14 protein-coding genes, 1 pseudogene and 1 riboswitch are annotated in these 18478 nt (G+C 43.1%); of the genes and pseudogenes, 9 read left to right on the top strand and 6 right to left on the bottom strand.

All coding sequences use genetic code 11. The features are described 5' to 3' along the window. Positions 1–229: 229 nt before the first annotated feature. The 3 genes from ACFX4H_RS24470 to ACFX4H_RS24460 form a co-directional block, all read right to left on the bottom strand. The gene (locus ACFX4H_RS24470) at positions 230–4702 is read right to left on the bottom strand and encodes a glutamate synthase-related protein (protein WP_283867121.1); all 4473 of its coding nucleotides are present in this window, start codon (positions 4700–4702) and stop codon (positions 230–232) included. A gap of 339 nt (positions 4703–5041) precedes the next feature. Then, positions 5042–6331, bottom strand: coding sequence for a glutamate-1-semialdehyde 2,1-aminomutase (locus ACFX4H_RS24465; protein WP_283867122.1), 1290 nt, complete (start codon positions 6329–6331; stop codon positions 5042–5044). 128 nt (positions 6332–6459) lie between these two features. Further along, positions 6460–6786, bottom strand: coding sequence for a hypothetical protein (locus ACFX4H_RS24460; RefSeq protein WP_377436422.1), 327 nt, complete (start codon positions 6784–6786; stop codon positions 6460–6462). A 151-nt stretch (positions 6787–6937) separates the two neighbouring features. Between ACFX4H_RS24460 and ACFX4H_RS24455 the strand changes: the two genes are divergently transcribed. The 3 genes from ACFX4H_RS24455 to ACFX4H_RS24445 are packed head-to-tail and all read left to right on the top strand — an operon-like array spanning position 6938 to position 9575. Next, positions 6938–7945 carry an ABC transporter ATP-binding protein gene (locus ACFX4H_RS24455; RefSeq protein WP_057278728.1) on the top strand — a complete coding sequence of 336 codons (1008 nt, stop codon included), beginning with the start codon at positions 6938–6940 and terminating at the stop codon, positions 7943–7945. Between the two features lie 48 nt (positions 7946–7993). Continuing rightward, a complete protein-coding gene (locus tag ACFX4H_RS24450) occupies positions 7994–8785 on the top strand; it encodes an ABC transporter permease (RefSeq protein WP_063592102.1) in 792 nt (263 codons plus the stop codon). Positions 8786–8789: 4 nt separating this feature from the next. Further along, positions 8790–9575, top strand: a complete 786-nt coding sequence (locus ACFX4H_RS24445; RefSeq protein ID WP_377436421.1) for an ABC transporter permease — start codon at positions 8790–8792, stop codon at positions 9573–9575. Positions 9576–9616: 41 nt separating this feature from the next. Here ACFX4H_RS24445 and ACFX4H_RS24440 read toward each other — a convergent pair whose 3' ends face one another. Together ACFX4H_RS24440 and metE are read right to left on the bottom strand one after the other, a co-directional pair. Beyond that, positions 9617–10093: an acyl-CoA thioesterase gene (locus ACFX4H_RS24440; protein ID WP_063592101.1), complete on the bottom strand. Its 477-nt coding sequence runs from the start codon at positions 10091–10093 to the stop codon at positions 9617–9619. Beyond that, a complete protein-coding gene (gene metE / locus ACFX4H_RS24435) occupies positions 10086–12395 on the bottom strand; it encodes a 5-methyltetrahydropteroyltriglutamate--homocysteine S-methyltransferase (protein ID WP_377436420.1) in 2310 nt (769 codons plus the stop codon). The genes ACFX4H_RS24440 and metE overlap by 8 nt, the downstream gene beginning before the upstream one ends. Positions 12396–12541: 146 nt before the next feature. Continuing rightward, positions 12542–12733, bottom strand: a riboswitch (cobalamin riboswitch). Positions 12734–12969: 236 nt separating this feature from the next. On the opposite strand from metE, the gene ACFX4H_RS24430 reads away from it, so the two are divergent. The 5 genes and pseudogenes from ACFX4H_RS24430 (at position 12970) to perR (ending at position 16728) form a co-directional block, all read left to right on the top strand. Beyond that, entirely contained in the window at positions 12970–13389 is a 420-nt protein-coding gene (locus tag ACFX4H_RS24430) for a potassium channel family protein (RefSeq protein ID WP_034305333.1), read from the top strand. 62 nt (positions 13390–13451) lie between these two features. After that, positions 13452–13922 (top strand): thioredoxin-dependent thiol peroxidase, encoded by a 471-nt coding sequence (gene bcp, locus ACFX4H_RS24425; protein ID WP_034306447.1) that lies wholly within the window; start codon positions 13452–13454, stop codon positions 13920–13922. Between the two features lie 11 nt (positions 13923–13933). Beyond that, positions 13934–15043: an aminopeptidase gene (locus ACFX4H_RS24420; RefSeq protein ID WP_241637194.1), complete on the top strand. Its 1110-nt coding sequence runs from the start codon at positions 13934–13936 to the stop codon at positions 15041–15043. A 230-nt stretch (positions 15044–15273) separates the two neighbouring features. Further along, positions 15274–16118 (top strand): annotated as a pseudogene (locus ACFX4H_RS24415) (D-2-hydroxyacid dehydrogenase). A gap of 166 nt (positions 16119–16284) precedes the next feature. Next, entirely contained in the window at positions 16285–16728 is a 444-nt protein-coding gene (gene perR, locus ACFX4H_RS24410; RefSeq protein WP_034305329.1) for a peroxide-responsive transcriptional repressor PerR, read from the top strand. A 96-nt stretch (positions 16729–16824) separates the two neighbouring features. Here perR and ACFX4H_RS24405 read toward each other — a convergent pair whose 3' ends face one another. Further along, positions 16825–17178, bottom strand: coding sequence for a YgzB family protein (locus tag ACFX4H_RS24405; RefSeq protein WP_034305326.1), 354 nt, complete (start codon positions 17176–17178; stop codon positions 16825–16827). A gap of 172 nt (positions 17179–17350) precedes the next feature. Here ACFX4H_RS24405 and ACFX4H_RS24400 point away from each other — a divergent pair, with 172 nt between their 5' ends. Beyond that, positions 17351–18226: a nucleotidyltransferase-like protein gene (locus ACFX4H_RS24400; protein ID WP_241637343.1), complete on the top strand. Its 876-nt coding sequence runs from the start codon at positions 17351–17353 to the stop codon at positions 18224–18226. Positions 18227–18478 lie beyond the last annotated feature (252 nt).

Raw genomic sequence — 18478 nt, 5'->3', positions numbered from 1 at the left:
TACTTTACACTAAAATAAGATGATGTAAACAAAAAGTAATATACAGGATTTTCCTAAGAGTTACAATAGTTAAAATCAAGTTTAATATATAAAGAAACGATAGGCAATTTCTTGATTGCTTTCAGCATTGTTTTTCACGCGTTTGAAGACGAGCCCAGAGGTATATGACGGGAAAAGGCTGATGCTCGAATTGAAGAGCATCAGCCTTTTTTAATATATATTTTCGGCATCACTCCGTGGATACAGCAGGATCCGCCTGTTCTTTAACTGGAACGACCTGAAGGAAGTGCTCTCCAGGATCCTGAAGCAGTGTCTCTAAAGAGGCGGCTTCTTCGGTTTGGCCATGGTCTTTCAAGAGGGCCGTGTATTTGCCAAGGAGTTCAACCACATCCTGCAGGCCTTTTGCAGATAGGGACTCAATAGAAATCTTTGCCCCTTTCGCAACCCGTTTCTTAATGACCTCTTTGGTTAATCCAGATTCAGGCTGTTGCCGTAAATAAACGACACCGCCTGTCATCCCTGCGCAAATCCATGGACCGGGATCACCAAGAACTAAACCTCTTCCATTTGTCATGTATTCAAAAGCGAATCCCTTAATATTGGATGTTACCGCAATATTACCGTTTTCCTTTTTAGGCAGCGGTTGTTTCAATAATCCGCCAATGATCATATCCGCTCCGGAAAGCCGGATTCCCGCCCTGGCATCGGCATCTCCCTGGGCAATGAGGAGACCATGCTGTGCACCGTAACCAAAGCCCTTACCGACAGAGCCATTGTAAAACTTCCCATCTTTTCCTGGGGATTTAAAGATCGCAATGTTACCGCCAATCGATGTTTTGCCGATACCATCCTGGGCACCGCCATTCACGCTGATTGAAATTCCCTCCGTATTGTATGCCCCAAGTCCATTACCCGGAATGGAACCATCCTGGTAGGATAGGTGAACGGGAGGAAGTTTTTTGTATGATCCATCCAATCTGCCCCTAACGCGGTGACAGGAGACCCTGCTGCCGAGTACACGCTGCTCGGAAGTGATCGAGCTATAGCTGCGGGATTGCTGCAGTTCATCTACATGCGAATCAAGATATTCTGCGCCAACGGCTACCTGCATGGAGCCTTCATTCAAATATGCCGCCGCTTCCTTATGCGAGAACGGTGTTATATCCAGATTTTTTAATAAATAGGTTAAATCCAATGATTGTTGCCCTTTAACTTGCTGCAGCAAATCAGAACGCCCGACGATATCCTGAAGATTCTTCACCCCAAGTGATCCGGTCAAAGATTTGAGTTCTTTTGCAAATGCACTGAACATATTCGTTAACCCCTGTACGGCTAAATCAAATTTACGTGGAACAAAACGGCGCAGCCCGTGTTCTTTCGCCTGAGCTTCCGATTCAATTTGGGTGGCGATGCCCACATGGCAAGTATCAAGGTGACATCCGCGGCACGTTGTGCAGCCGACGGCAATCATCGAAAGGGTCCCAAAGCCTACACGATTTGCCCCAAGCAGCATTACCTTCAAAACATCCATCGAGCTTTTTAACCCACCGTCAGCCCAAATTTCAACGTTCTGCCGGATACCTGATTCAAGCAGTGCATTATGTGCCGCTTTCACACCTATCTCAACTGGCAGGCCGACATGTGAGAGTGCATGGATCCTGGCAGCACCCGTTCCGCCATCAAAACCGGAAAGCGTTATGATATCGGCCCCGGCTTTTGCGACGCCGACAGCAATCGTACCGATGTTTGGAACGACTGGTACTTTGACGGCAACTTTTGCCTTGTCATTTGCCGTTTTTAGCTCATGGATCATTTGGGCCAAATCTTCAATTGAGTATATATCATGGTTATTGGAAGGGGAGATCAAATCGGAACCGATTGTTGCATTTCGGGCTTCTGCGATTTTCGCTGTGACCTTGGAACCGGGAAGGTGACCGCCTTCACCGGGTTTTGCCCCTTGACCAATTTTAATTTCCAATAGATTTGAAGAGTTCAGGAGTTCTGCATTGACACCGAAACGTCCGGAAGCGATTTGCTGTCCGCGGGATTTCGGGTACTTGCCCAGCATATCCTTTATTTCCCCGCCTTCGCCATTCATGCTGATCATGCCTAGCCTCTCGGCTGCTTCTGCATAGGCACGGAAAGCAATCTCATTTTGTGATCCAAAGGACATGGAGGCTATGACGAACGGCAATTCCTGTTCACCGACCGAAAGAGTGACTTCTTCAGAAGGGACGGAAGCATCTGAAGTTTTTAATGATGTCAAGTGGCGGATCGTCGTCGGATTGGATTCTTCCTGTTCAGTGATCTTTTCACGATAAGCATCATAGTCCCCGGTTGAAGCAACTTCCCCAATGGATTTCCAAATTCTAGGGAATAGATGGAAAGTCTTGCCCATCCGTTCTTTTTCATTGCCGTAATCCTCTGCACGCTGGATGGCATCTGCCTTGATTTTATCAAAATTATAGTCCAGATCATTGGAACCGAAGAAATTAGCCACATTTAAATATTTCGCGATTTCCTCATGTAAACCGATGCTTGAGAAAAGTCTCCCATAGCCGCGCAGCTCATGAATGCCAATGGTGGAAATGACTTTCTCAAGCCCTTTCGTCAAGGAGTTATATAGATTGGTAACCCCCTTATGGTCATCTGAAGATAAGGAAAGGAACATATAATAAGGGCTGATTAAGTTGGCTCCTAGACCATAAGAAACGATGATATCATGCAGTGACCTTAGCGATGCTGAACGTAAAAGGATGGAACAATCACGACGCTTGCCTGTACGGACCAACGCTTGGTCGACGGCTGAAGTGACCAGGTGTGGATCAAGCCAAAGGTTGCCGTTTTGATGGGCAAGGGCATCATCCAGAACGAGCAGCGTTTTTCCTTCATCCACAGCATTGACACTTTCATCCGTAATCCTGGTCAGGGCATCCGTGATGTTTTCATCCTCTTTGAATGTGCTTGAGATGATGTGCATGAGTTTTTGATCTTGGTTATATTTAATGAACTGGTCGTAGCTTGGCTGCGATACGATGGATGAGCACTCATAACCCGTTGATCCTTCGATCAATAAGGGAGTCAGCAGCTCCGTCACCTTTCCTGCCTTATTCGCTTCGAATAGGGAAGGGCGCTTTCCGATGATCGTCCTTGTTGAGAAGTGCTCGGTTTCCCGGTCCCGGTCGATCGCCGGGTTGGTTACAACGGCCACGCTTTCCTTGATGAAATCAGCAATGTTGGTCCGTTGGGGATTAAGTGCTGCCAGCGGCGCATCATGGCCAAGTGAACGAATGGGCTCAGCGCCTTTTTCGGCCATCTGTTCCACTAATTGGACATGCTCCCTTTCCCACCCAAAGGCCTTATACTGACCATTATGAATGGCTTGCGTGTTTGTCATGGAGACAACCTTTTCAAAAACCTGGGGCTGTAAGCGGACTCGGTCATTGGAAAGGACGAAACGATCATTGAATAGTTCAAACACTTTATTCTGGTAATCCTTGTATGTGTACAATTCAATTCGGTCGCCGTTCCATTTCAACCCGATTTTTTCCCCTGGACCCATCGGTTTCGGATCTCCGGTATATTCACTGGAAGGGATGATTCCTGGTTCGGAAGTGAACATATAGGATGATTCCGTTTCAATATTCCATAACGGGCGCAAGCCTAGAGAATCGACAGAGAATACGGCTTCATCGCCGAAACGGGAGATGATGCCTGCCGGACCTTGTGCAAAATGACCCCATGCTTCCCTTAAATACGTATATAAGTCTTGTAAGTGCTCGGGATATTCCTTGATTTCATTGATGATTGGCGGAAACATAAGATCGACAGCTTCGAATAAAGAGTAGCCATGACGGCAGATGAAAGTTTCGATCGTCTTGTTTAAATCCTGAGAGTCGCTTCCATCTTTAGCGATGGGAACTCCGATCATTTTCGCTTCATCACGCAATTTGGCGATGGTATTGATTTCGCCATTATGACCAAGCACGCTGAAAGGCTGGACCCGGAAGAAGCTTGATAGAGTATTGGTTGAAAAACGATTATGTCCCAGTGTCATGGTGGAGGCAGCCAAAGGATCGGCAAGATCAAGATAATAGGCAGGGAGCGTATCCCCCGCACCCATCACTTTGTATACCGCATGATGCTGGCTTAAAGAGGCGACATGGATGAAATCGCTTTTTTCGATGTCGGAAGTCAGCTCAAAAAGAACATTTGAAAGCTCCTGGTTGTTATTGATGGTTGAGGAACAGGCGAATTGCCAGAACATTGGGTCTTCTTGAATGGCAATCGGTCCCAATGCCTCGGAACGGTAGGCTTTATCCGTTTCGAATATCAATGAGAGACCATGTTGGAGCAGTTTCTCCTTAACTTCGACCTTTAAGTCGTTCGCTTCTGTTTTTTTGCTTAGAAATAAGTGGCCGACTATGAAGGTATCTTGATCGACGATGCCTGAATCGACATTTGCCGCTTCAAGTTTCTTTTTCCAAAGAGCTCGGGGAATATCGATATGGATGCCGGCGCCATCGCCCTCACCATTGATGAAGCCGCAGCGATGGTTCATTTTAACCAGGGCGTCGATACAGGCAAAGATGTTTTCGTTAGTAGGGATCTTCTTTTTTTCAATGCAGGAAACGATTCCGCAGGCATCATGTTCTTCCTTGTGAAATTCTTTGAATGTAGCAGGTGTCCATTGTTGGGCCATATTTGTGGCTTGAATAAGGTTACCCTTATTCTCTGCCTTTCACCTCCTGTAGCATGTGTTTAATGGGGGAAATATTAGTAAACCCGAACAATAGTCCAAGTTTTGATAGATTGAAAGAAAGTGTATAAATGTATATAAATGTATCCATATCATATCATTTAAATATTCAGAAATCAATTTTTTATACAATGGAATGGATGCTGTGATTGATGGGATTTTTGTGAGGATTGGCTTCAAATGCTAATATTAAAGATTTATTACAGGGAAACAAGAAACCCTCAAGATAGATGTACATCCTGAGGGTGTATAAAAAATGCATAATTATGCTGATTCGATTTATTATATTAGGTTTTTGAATGCATGTTCAACCGCTTTTAGAGTATAAGCGATATCATCATCCGTGTGAGCGATTGTCAAGAACCAGGCTTCGTATTTGGACGGTGCCAAATTGATTCCCTGATTGAGCATGAGTTTGAAGAACTTGGCGAACATTTCGCCATCCGTATTTTCCGCCTGCTCATAGTTTTCAATTTTTTCTGTCGTGAAATAAATCGTCAATGCCCCTTTAAGGCGGTTGATGGTGATCGGAACATTATATTGGCCAGCCGCTTTCAGGATACCTTCTTCAAGGATTTTCCCCAGGCGGTCAAGCTCTTCGTAAAGCCCCTCTTCTCTAAGTACTTCTAAGCAAGCTATCCCGGAAAGCATGGAAGCCGGATTTCCTGCCATCGTACCAGCTTGATAGGCTGGTCCCAGAGGTGCGACGGAATCCATGATCTCTTTTTTACCGCCATAGGCACCAATGGGAAGCCCGCCCCCGATGATTTTTCCAAGCGCGGTCAAATCAGGTTGAATTCCCAAATAGTCCTGTGCCCCTCCATACATGAATCGGAACGCTGTGATGACCTCGTCGAAAATGACGAGTGATCCTGCTTCATGAGATAATGAAATGACTTCTTCCAGGAAGCCAGGACTTGGTTCCACGATTCCAAAGTTGCCGACGATCGGTTCTACCAACACGCCTGCAATTTCATGGCCCCATTTATCAAGTGCTTCTTTAAATGAACCGATATCATTGAAAGGTACCGTGATGACTTCTTGTGCAATGCTTTTTGGTACGCCTGCAGAGTCCGGTGTACCTAAAGTGGACGGGCCGGAACCTGCAGCGACGAGAACAAGGTCGGAGTGTCCATGGTAACAGCCTGCAAACTTGATGATCTTATCGCGCCCTGTGTAAGCGCGGGCAACACGGATGGTGGACATGACTGATTCGGTGCCTGAATTGGTGAAGCGGACTTTATCCATGGAAGGTATGGCTTCTTTCAGCATTTTGGCAAATTTGACTTCATGTTTTGTCGGAGTGCCGTATAAAACGCCGGTTTCCGCTGCTTTAACGATAGCCTCCGTAATATGTGGATGCGCATGCCCTGTGATGATCGGGCCATATGCAGCTAAATAATCGATATATTTATTGCCATCAACATCCCAGAAATAAGCCCCTTTGGCATGATCCATCGCAACTGGCGAACCGCCGCCTACAGCTTTGTAAGAACGGGATGGGCTGTTAACCCCGCCAACGATATGTTCCAATGCCTCTTTATGTAAAAGCTCCGAATTTCTAAAATCCAATCTTAAAACCTCCTATAAATATAAACATATTTCCCCTTAATCATAGCACTTTTCTCTCTGGAAATCTGGGGTGGAAGGCTAGGAAATGTGATTCGTACCCTGGTGGAAACGCAGCACCCCCAGAAGAATCAGGATTCCGGGCCAACATTTTTTGGGGGGGATCCCAAAACTCCTGTTATGAAAGTAAGGATGGCCAAGATGGTGTCAGGATTTTCGATGTCGAAGGATTGGCGGTTCATTTCGCCCTGGGCTTGGTAATAGATTAGCTGCCCGGTTCCTTTCTCTTCATTAATGCGAAGGTGGAAACTGATGGGTGTGCTTTCGATCGACCCGCTGGAATCCCTTTGGATGACCTGGCATAATAATTCACCGCACTCATCTTCATAAAGGAAGTCATATCGAAGGTCGAAAACGACCTTTTCAATTTGGGATAGTAATAATTTTTTGATATTCATAGCATACTCGTCTCCTTTATATATGTATCTGGTACAACGGCCATTTCCTCCCTGAAAATGGTAGATGGCATCCAAGCATTTTTATTGTCTAAAAAGGTTGGTTTGGATAAACTAATTCATTAGGACAAGAGATTACGGAGGATGTAACAGGATGAGTGATGCAATTCAAGTGAAACAGCTTCGGAAGGAATTTAAGTCGGCATCAAGCCGTTCAGGGCTAAAGGGTGCCTTCCGGGATTTACTTACCAGAAATTATAAGGTCGTCCCTGCCGTCAATGATATCAATTTTACTGTAAAAAAGGGTGAGATGGTAGCTTATATCGGGGAAAATGGTGCAGGGAAATCGACCACGATCAAAATGCTGACAGGTATTTTGGAACCGACAGCAGGCGAAATCACGGTCAATGGCATGAATCCACATAAAGAGAGGGAAAAGTTCACTCAGACTATCGGAGTCGTATTCGGTCAGCGCTCACAGCTTTGGTGGGATATTGCGGTTCAAGAATCGTTTAGGCTGTTAAAAAAGGTCTATAAGGTAACGGATGAACAATATAACGATCATATGGAACATGTCATCAAGACGCTTGATATCGGTCCTTTGCTGGACAAACCAGTGCGTAAACTCTCGCTTGGTCAGCGAATGCGCTGCGAGCTTGCGGCAGCCTTGATCCATAATCCGCCTTTGCTGTTCCTGGACGAGCCGACAATTGGACTTGATGTGCTCGTGAAAATGAAGATTCGTGAGTTCCTGAAAGAAATCAATGAGAAATATAATACGACAATCCTTTTGACCACCCATGATTTAGGGGACATTGAAGCATTATGTGAGCGTGTAATCATGCTTGATGAAGGGCAAATCATCTATGATGGGGAATTGCAGAGTTTAAAAGATAACTGGGCTGAGGAAAAACAGATCCATTTTCAATTCATCGAGCCGATCGCATTGAAGGAATTGCAATCATTAGCGCTCCCATTTACCGCTAACTGGGTTCATGATGAGAAAAATCAAACATACATTGCCTTGTTGAAAGAAGAAAGTGATCATATTTCACAGCTTGTTTCAGCAGTCGTATCTCATTTTAAAATAAAGGACATCAAAATTCATGAAACGTCCATTGAAGAAATTGTTCGCAACATTTACGAAGAAGGCACTGTCTGACTCTCTTATCATTAAGAAACAACGTGTCTATCAAGAAGGGGGAGGGCCATGGGGAAGTATCTTGCCATGATACGCATGCGTTTTTTGATGATGCTTGCGTATCGAACGGATTATTATACCGGCATTTTAATTTATAGCATTAATATCGGTGCTTATTATTTCTTATGGAATGCGATATATGGAGAAAAAAGCTCCATCGAAGGACTTTCAGGTATGCAGATGACAACCTATGTTGCGGTTGCATGGATGGCGCGCGCTTTTTATTTCAATAATATTGACCGCGAAATCGCCACTGAGATTAAAGACGGCAAGGTTGCCATTGAGATGATCCGGCCTTATAACTATTTAGGCATGAAAACGATGCAAGGACTTGGGGAAGGGATATTCCGTTTTTTCTTCTTCTCGATTCCGGGGATGCTGCTGGTAGCTTTCATTTTTCCTATTGAATTGCCGCACGATCCGGCTGTATGGGGGATCTTCGGCATTTCCTTGCTGTTCAGTTTCATCATCAATACACAAATTAATTTATTGACGGGAATCACTACCTTTTTCTTATATAATAATGCCGGATTAATCCGCGCTAAAAGGGTTATCATTGATTTATTTTCCGGTCTGCTGCTGCCCATCAGTTTCTATCCTATATGGGCGCAGGAAGTGATGAAATATTTACCCTTTCAAGGGATCAGCTATGTACCAAGCATGATTTTTACGAACGGTTACAGTTCAGGCGAAATTGGCATGGCGCTTTTACAGCAGTTAATTTGGTGCATCATTCTCATAATACCGATTCAGCTTTTATGGATAGTCGCAAAAAAACAGCTGATTATTCAAGGAGGTTGACGGGATGTTTTATGTATCGATGTTTTTTCAATATGTGAGTCAATATATGAAGACAAGACTGCAATATAGAGCCGATTTCTTCATGGAAATCCTATCTGACTTGCTCAATCAGGTCGTGAATCTGGTATTTATCTTGGTCGTTTTTGGACATACGCAATTTTTAAGCGGCTGGAGCCGTGAAGAAATCATATTCATTTATGGGTTTTTCCTTATCCCATTCGCCCTTTTTTCGGCCTTTTTCAACATCTGGGATTTTAATGACCGCTATATCGTCAAAGGTGAAATGGACCGGATATTAACAAGACCGATACATAGCCTGTTTCAAGTCATTTTAGAAAGAATCGAGCTTGAAGCGTTATTTGGTGTTGTGACCGGTTTGATCATCATATTCTATTCGGCGATTTCATTGGATCTTCAGCTTGCGTGGTATGACCCGATTCTTTTCATCATTTTTGCAATAGGCGGGGCACTTGCATATGCAGCCATATTCGTTGCGATAGCAAGCATTGGGTTCTGGTCGGATGCGAAAACATCCATCATGCCAATGATGTACAATATCGGGAACTACGGGCGCTATCCTGTTGATATTTATAATAAGGTCATCCGTTTTGTCCTTACATGGGTGCTGCCATTCGCGTTTGTCGGTGTCTATCCGGCATCTTATTTCCTAAGAAAAGAAGAGTGGTATGCATATGCATTTGCCACACCTGCAATTGGGGTTGCCTTTTTCGTGATATCCGTTTTCATATGGAATCAGGGAGTGAAGAGGTACCGCGGAGCAGGGAACTGAAAGAACCCCTTCAACAGCATTCATGTTGAAGGGGTTTTTGTTTAGTTCCGTTTTTTCTTTCTTTCAATATATCTAGCTTGGGCTTGAACATATTGCTGTTTTTCCTCTTCCGTTTCCGGGATGACCTGTGGTACGTTTGTCGGCTTACCGTCTTCATCAATGGCAAGCATCGTTAAAAAAGCGCGTGCCGTTAGCTGTTTTTCACCTGTTAGTAGGTTCTCACGTTCCACTTTCACGAATACCTCCATTGATGTGCGATGAGTACAGGTGACATAAGCTTCAAGGTTGATCGCGTCCCCTGTTTTGATGGGGGCCAAAAAATCAAAAGAGTCGCTTGAAGCAGTCACAACGGGTTTTCGACAATGTCGCATAGCGGAAATGCAAGCTATTTTATCAACATAGGCCATTACTTTTCCGCCAAAGATGGTATTATGATGATTTGTATCCGGTGGAAAAACAAGGTCAGTTAAAAAAGTCCGTGACTGCTGTGTTGGATGAGCAACGTTCTTTTCAATCATTTGCCTGCTGGTTTACTAAAAGTTTTTTACGGACGACTTTTGCTGCTTCGACCATGTTTTTCAGGGAAGCGACGGTTTCCGGGATACCCCTTGTTTTCAGGCCGCAGTCGGGATTGATCCAAAACTGGTCTTTATCCAATACCTTGATGCCTCGTTCAATCATATCGACCATTTCTTCCACTGCCGGCACACGCGGGCTGTGAATATCATACACCCCCAGGCCAATGCCTTTTTCATATGTTTTTTCCTCGAATGCGGAAGCGAGCTCCCCATGACTGCGGGATGTTTCGATGGAAATTACATCGGCATCGAGGGAGGAGATGACATCCATGAAACTATTGAAGTCGCAATAGCACATATGCGTGTGAATTTGGGTTGTATCCTCCACGCTAGATGTGGATATCAAGAATGAATTCACTGCCCAGTTCAAATACTCGTCACGATCGCTTTTTTTCAATGGCAGACCTTCTCTAAGTGCAGGCTCATCAACCTGAATCATTTTAATTCCAGCAGATTCCAAGGCAATGACCTCTTTTTCCAAAGCGAGCGCAAGCTGATAGCAAACATCCTCCCTGGAAATATCATCACGGACGAAAGACCAGTTCAAAATCGTAACAGGACCTGTCAGCATTCCCTTCACCGTCTTCTTCGTCAGTGATTGTGCGTATACACTTTCCCTGACTGTCATCGGTTCGATGAAATGGATGTCGCCGTAGATGACTGGCGGTTTCACGCAGCGGGATCCATAGGACTGTACCCAACCCTTATCTAAAAAGACGAATCCGCCTAATTTATGGCCGAAGTATTCAACCATATCCGTCCGTTCGAATTCCCCATGAACGAGAACATCCAAACCGATTTCTTCTTGGATTTCGATCCACCTGCCGATTTCTTCGTTAACGAATGTTTCATATTGCTTGGTTGTCCATTCTCCTCTATTGAATTTCCCGCGTGCTTGTTTAACTTCAAATGTCTGCGGAAAGCTGCCGATCGTAGTCGAAGGGAGAAAAGGCAATTTGAAAAATTCCTGTTGTTTTTGGTAACGGTCTTTAAATGGAAGCTGACGGCCGGCGGTCCCGTTTTTAACCTTTTCGACATTGGATTTTACAGACCCGTGATTTCGGACATTTGAATTGGCTAACGTTTGAATCGTAAATTTATTGGCATCGACTTTTTCGGCGATCGCTTCAATGCCTTGATTATTCCCTTTGACCAAAAGTGTGATTTCCTCAAGTTTTTCATCAGCGAAAGCAAGGGCCTCTTTCACTTCTTTTGAAAGGGCGGTTTCATTACGAACGGTCACCGGGACATGAAGCAGGGAACAAGAGGGCTGTAGCCAGATTTGGTCCTCGGCTACCTGTTTCTTAAGTGTCTCGATCAATTCGATTTTTTGGGATAAATCAGATAGCCAAATGTTTTTTCCATCAATCACACCTGCTGCAAGCACTTTGTCCTTCGGGAAACCGAATGCCTCAAGGTTACTTAAATTCCTCCCTTTATCATGTACAAAATCAAGACCGATCCCTTGGACTTGTAATTCGATGACTTCTTGGTAATGTTCCACCGCATCAAAGTATGTTTGTAGCATGATGTTCAGGTTTGGTGCTGCTTCATTCAGTTTTTCATAGAGGTAAGTAACGGTTTGCATATCATCTTTGGAAATGGATGAAACAAGGGAAGGCTCGTCCATTTGAACCCACTTCACGCCTTCTTGCTCCAACTCTCGCAGGATTTGCGTGTATAGGGGAAGCAGTCTCAGGATGATGCCAGGGATTTCTTGTTTATTGAAGCCTTTTGAAAGGGAGAGGAAAGTATAAGGTCCGATCAAAACGGGCTTCGTTTCGATCCCTAGCTTTTCCTTGGCTTCCCGATATGCTGTAAGTGGTTTATTTTCTGTTAAAGTAAGCTGTGCCAGTTTTAATTCAGGGACAATATAGTGATAGTTCGTATTGAACCATTTCGTCATTTCTGAAGCGACTTCATCATTGTTTCCCCGGGCCATTGAATAATAAACGGAAAGGGGGACACTTCCGCCTTCATAAGCTGAATAACGTTCAGGAACAAGACCGAACATGACGGACATATCGAGCATTTGATCATAGTAAGTGAAGTCGTTGACTGGGATGATATCAATGCCTCGTTGCTTCTGTTTTTGTAAGTTGCCTAAACGGATGGCTTTTAGTTGTGACGTAAATTCCGCTTCATCGATTTTACCGGACCAGAAAGCTTCCAATGTACGTTTCCATTCACGATCTTCCCCGATTCGAGGGTAACCCAAACTGCTGCTCTTCAAAATTCCCATCCTCCTACATTCAATTGATCGAACAATAAAAAAAGCATTCCTAACCGTCAAAAAAGAAAGTTAGAAATGCTTAAAATAAAGAGGCATGCAAAATGCCCCTTACAATTATAAGGTCCCTAACACCTCCCTATCTCCCGTAGGTTAAAACAGTGTTGTCGAAATAGGCAGGTCTCCTGACTTAGGGAATATCATTAGCGGCTGGCCTTCCCGATCCGTTGATCAGTGGCAAATTGATTGACGCTAACATTCCCATTACAGTGGCGGGACCGTGCCGGAATTACACCGGACTTCCCTTTTAATCCTAATGAAAATTAGGAACCTATTTCCACATATGAAATTTTGCAAAACCTGCATTGTTAACTGTTTGCAGGTCAAAGATTTATAAAATAAAAACTATTATAAAAATTTAGGCAATCTTAACATATCCGACCAAAAGGGTCAACATGGAAAAAGAATTAGGGAAAGTTTCCGTTTAATGCGTTTGTCGGTGATAAGGCTGATTCCTAAAAAGAATATATTGTTTGGACAGGGAGTATGTATAGAGGAAGTGGCGTTTTGAAATGGGGCGTGGGGGATGACTTTCTACATCTTGATTGCAGGGATCATTTTTTGCATGGTGATGAGCATTCGTACGTTATTTCTTGTTGAGTCGGGAGGAAAGAAGTTTTCTCTTGAGGATATGCTGTGGCTTGGCAATTTATATGCGACGATATTAGTTGGATTTGCACTGATATATTTATTATACGAGCTTCAGAATCATTCGGTGATTCTTGATATGGGCAATCGGTTGGATGGGACTTTCTATGAACAATTGAAGACTTCTTTTTATTTTAGTGCGATGACGATGTTTTCTGTAGGGTATGGAGATATAGCCCCGATTGGCATGGGCAGGATGATAGCTACCATTCAGGCCTTCATTGGGTATACACTGCCGGCAGCGTTCGTGATTCGGACGGTGATCGATCTGGAGCAGAAAGATAGGAAGGATAAATGAAAGTTGTGTTTCTTTCGATTATTGGGTACTCTTACCATAATGAAAGAAATGGAGGGTTCAATATGACTGTTAAAATTGGAGAAAAAGCACCTGATTTCAAACTCCCTGCAAACAATGGTGAAATGGTTTCCCTATCGGATTTTAAGGGGAAAAACATTGTTTTATATTTTTACCCAAAAGACATGACGCCAGGTTGCACGACGGAGGCCTGTGATTTCCGGGACCATAATGAGCAATTCGAGGAACTGAACGCGGTCATCCTTGGTATCAGCCCAGATCCAGCGGCACGTCATGAAAAATTCATCGAAAAACATGGACTGCCTTTTCTGCTGCTGGCTGACGAAAATCATGAAGCGGCTGAATCATTTGATGTTTGGCAATTGAAAAAGAACTTCGGCAAGGAGTATATGGGCATTGAACGTTCAACTTTCCTCATTGATAAGGCTGGAAATGTAGTCAAAGAATGGCGTAAAGTAAAGGTTAAAGGCCACGTCGAAGAAGCGCTTGAAACTCTTCGCGAACTCGAAAAATAAGGGATAGGCAGATGAGGGATGAGAGGATAACGAAGCTTGCAGCCAGGCTGATTCATCATTCGATACAATTACAGCCTAAAGAGAGAATCCTCATACGGGGGCATATCAACACAAAACCATTATTGAAAGAGTTGATTGATGAAATATACAGAGTGGGTGCTTATCCATATGTGGAACTCGAGGACGATGAGATAAGCCGCCACCTGTTACTAGGGAATGTGAAGGAGCAGCTTGACACAGCTTCACAATGGGCCTTGAAGAAATATACGGATATCGATGCGGTCATCATCATCACTGGGGAAGAAAACAATGCCGAAATGACTGATGTTCCCATCGAGAGGCACCGTCTTCAAGGGGAGGCCATGAATTCCCCTACACTTTTTTATGTAAACAACCGACGTTGGGTCTTACTTAATTATCCCACCAAGGCATCAGCGCAAAAAGCCGGCATGACCTTCAATAGGTACGAAGACTTTCTTTTGAACGTATGCACAATGGATTACGGAAAAATGGAGGCGGCTTTGAAGCCGTTAAAACAATTGATGCAACGTACTGACAAAGTCAGGATCGTTTCACCAAGGACAGATTTGACCTTTTCCATCAAAGGCATGCCGGCCGTCATATGTGCCGGAAAAAACAATTTACCGGATGGGGAAGTATTTACGGCACCCATAAAAGATAGTCTCAATGGAAGGATATCCTTCAACACACCCACAACCTATGAAGGAATCACCTTTAGTGACATAGAATTAAACTTGAAAAAGGGGAAAATCATTAAAGCGACTTCCAATCGTGACCCTGAAATGAACCAAATTCTGAATATTGATGAAGGGTCCCGGTTTATAGGGGAGTTCGCTATTGGAATCAATCCATACATATTGGAACCTATGGACGATATTTTGTTGGATGAGAAAATAAGCGGGAGCCTGCACTTGGCTCTTGGACTTGCCTATGATGAAGCGGATAATGGAAACAGGTCATCGATACATTGGGATATGGTCTTGATCCAGCGTCCGGAATATGGGGGCGGTGACATCTATTTCGACGACGTCCTGATCAGAAGGGATGGCTTTTTTGTTTTGCCGGAATTACATGCATTAAACCCAAATTCTTTAAAATAAAGCCTTTTTTAATAAGGATGAGGCTTTTGTCCAACTCAAAAAGGGGACACCAGAATATGCTTTATTAAGGGAATACCTCCTCAGAGAAAGTTGCGCGGGACACATAGAGCCCGTGTTTTTTTATGTTAATTAAAAGGGGGAGATATACATGTTAGTACTTTCGACTGTCATTCCGAATGAAGGTATCCAAACGGAAATGATGAAAGCTTTTCCTGATTTGAACTTCATTTATCAAAAAGGATGGGCCGCTTCGTGAAGCGGAAATCTTAATTACATATGGTGAAGATTTAACTGAAGAAATCATTGAGAAAGCAGCGAACTTGAAATGGATCATGGTCATGAGTGCAGGGATGGAAATAATGCCATTTAAAGCCATCGAGGAACGAGGCATAATGGTGACCAACGCAAGAGGCATTCATAAAATCCCGATGGCCGAGTATACGATAGGGATGCTTTTGCAATATGAAAAGAAATTGAAGCTGCTTATGAAGAATGAAAAGGAAGAATTGTGGGATAGAAAGATTGAAGTAGGGGAATTGAATGGCAAGACCATGCTCGTAATGGGCGTGGGTGCAATTGGAGGGGAAGTGGCTTGTCTTGGGAAAGCCTTTGGGATGAAGACGATAGGAATGAACCGGAGCGGGAAAATGGTGCAATCCATCGATCACCTTTATGACCTGGATCATTTAATGGAAGCCAAACCGCGAGCCGATTATATTGTATCGTCCTGCCAAGTACGGATGAAACGAAAGGCCTTCTGCAAAAAGAACACTTCAAAGCCATGAAAGAATCTGCAGTATTCGTGAATATTGGCCGCGGCGACCTGATTAAAGATGAAGTGCTGATCGAAGCCCTGGATGCCGGGGAATTGTCTCATGCCATCTTGGATGTATTTGATCCGGAGCCTTTAGGAAAAGGGCATCCGTTTTTTGGAGGATGGAGAATGTTACAGTCAAATCGCATCTTTCAAGTGAAAGCGGAGAATATTTACCAAGGACCATTGCCCATATTCGAAAAAAATATGCGTGAACCTGAAAGCTGGAAAAGACTTCACCAACGTAATCGACTTATCTAGGGGATACTAAGTTTCAATGCAAAAATGGGAAAGAATCAAGTCTTCATGAATAAACTAAAAAAGAATGGTTAAGCCATTGAATTATTGACAAATTCAACGTATAAAAGGTACACTATTTATAAACATTATAATTTAAGAATGCATACTTAATGAGAAAAAGAGGTGGATGACGGTGTCTGAAGTTCAGTTAAAAGAAGCGTTGGATTCCTTAAAAGATACCGGTGTAAGAATAACTCCTCAACGCCATGCGATACTTGAGTATTTGATAAGCTGCATGTCCCACCCTACCGCTGATGATATATATAAAGCGCTGGAAGGCAAGTTTCCGAATATGAGTGTGGCAACAGTTTATAACAACCTGCGTGTGTTCCGTGAGGTAGGTTTGGTAAAAGAACTTACGTATGGGGATTCTTCGGCAAGGTTTGATTTTGTGACGACGAATCATTATCATGTAATTTGCCAAACTTGCGGTAAAATTGTGGACTTCGATTATCCTGCATTGGATGAAGTCGAGCATTTCGCAGCACAAGTCACTGGTTTCAATGTTAGTCACCATCGGATGGAAATCTACGGCGACTGTATGGATTGTGCGAAAAAAGAATCGCATTAAAAAAAGTTCCTCCACTTGGTTGGAACTTTTTTTCATGTTTATGAAGAAATGATACAATTGTTAAAGCCTTCTTGAAAGGGAATTCAGCTAATCGACTTAATCATGCAGGCTTTTCCGGTTATATTTTTCATTGAATTCTTCGCCTTCCAACTTTTTGTCAAGTGTCAATGGTTCTTCACAATGCATGCAAATATCTACACGTCCTAGTATTTTTGTAGGTTTGCTGCAGTTAGGGCAGACAACCTGGATCGATTTTGTAGAAAGCATTCCAATCCAGAAATAAACCCCTGTGCTTGCGATTATGAATAAAAGGCCCAGCCCCATGAAAATCGTCATGACAACAGGATGTGTTTTGAAGAAAAGCCCAAGGTACATTACGATAAAGCCAATGAAAATCAAACTCAAAGCAAAAGTGCGTATTTTATTGATTTTACTAGAATATTTAGCCATGGATTGTCCCTCCTAAAATATAACTTTAACTATAACATAAACAATGGATGGAACAAAAAAGAAATAAAGGATACATATTACTTTTGTTGAATTGGTTTGGGGTAAGGGAACTAAGCAGGAATTTGAAGAGTTTTGTCGAAAATCTAAAAAAAAGGTTTTGGAGGAATTTATGATGGAAGATATCCTTCGCCCGATTTATCAAGAGCGAGCAAGTTTAAAATCTACACTTGGAATCTTGTTAGTAGAAAAAAGAGATGATAATAGCCCGATTACCGATACGTTTGACTACATCCTTTTTGTAATTGCAGACGAAGCAGAAGAGGCCGTGTTTTTAAAACATTACACATACCAGGATAAAAAGGCGGCCCTGCATATCGTAAAGGAAGACCAATTAAAAGAATGGCTCCTATTAGGCACGAACCGCAAAGTGGTTGACTGGATATATAACGGGAAGGTCCTTTTTGACCGGAACGAATATCTGGACCGTTTGAAAACCGAAATCCGGGAGTTCCCCTTCTATGGAAGGAAGTTAAAGATGGGGATGGAGTTCGCGAAGTTAATTCGCAGGTACATGGATGGGAAAAGCTTCTTTGAAAAAGGCCATCATCTTGAGGCATACAATCATATCGTTCATTCCCTGCATCATTTGGCCCGTTTGGAGATAATAGAACAGGGCTTTTATCCGGAGGTTACTGTCTGGAACCAAGTGAAGCATATGGAACCTGAAATTTACAAGCTGTATAAAGAATTGATCAGCAGTGAGGAAACGCTCGAAAAAAGATTGGAGCTTTTATTCCTTGCGAGCGAATTTCTTATATATTCGAGGACGAATGCAGGTTCACAGCATTTGGTCGAAATAATGGGAATGAAAGAAGATCCGTGGACGATTGCAGAGCTTATGGAGCATCCGGAAGTTAAGTTTTATTCAGTAGACCTAGGCGTTTTATTGGAATATTTGATAGAGAAGAAGGTAATCGATGTCATCAAAGCGGAGACAAAAGGGCAAGAGGTATATCATCGGTTTTATCGTGTATCAAAAAACTTTTAAAAAAATGCATTTTTATTGTTGACCAATAATAATATAGGTGTTATATTAATACATGTCGCTGCGGGACATCAGCTTTCGCAGCTTCATCAAAACAAAAAAAATAAAAAACATGTTGACAACAGAGTTGGAAACATGATAAGATGTAAAAGTCGCTTACGAAGTAGACGACATCGAGATTGCTCTTTGAAAACTGAACAAAACAAAGCGCCAACGTTAAATTTTAAGTGAGCACACACTATCAAAAAAGCAAAT

The sequence above is a fragment of the Peribacillus sp. YIM B13477 genome, assembly GCF_042787955.1.
Lineage (GTDB): Bacteria > Bacillota > Bacilli > Bacillales > DSM-1321 > Peribacillus > Peribacillus frigoritolerans.
The sequence above is the reverse complement of the archived record's forward strand: the minus strand, read 5'-3'. Positions and strand labels throughout refer to the sequence as shown.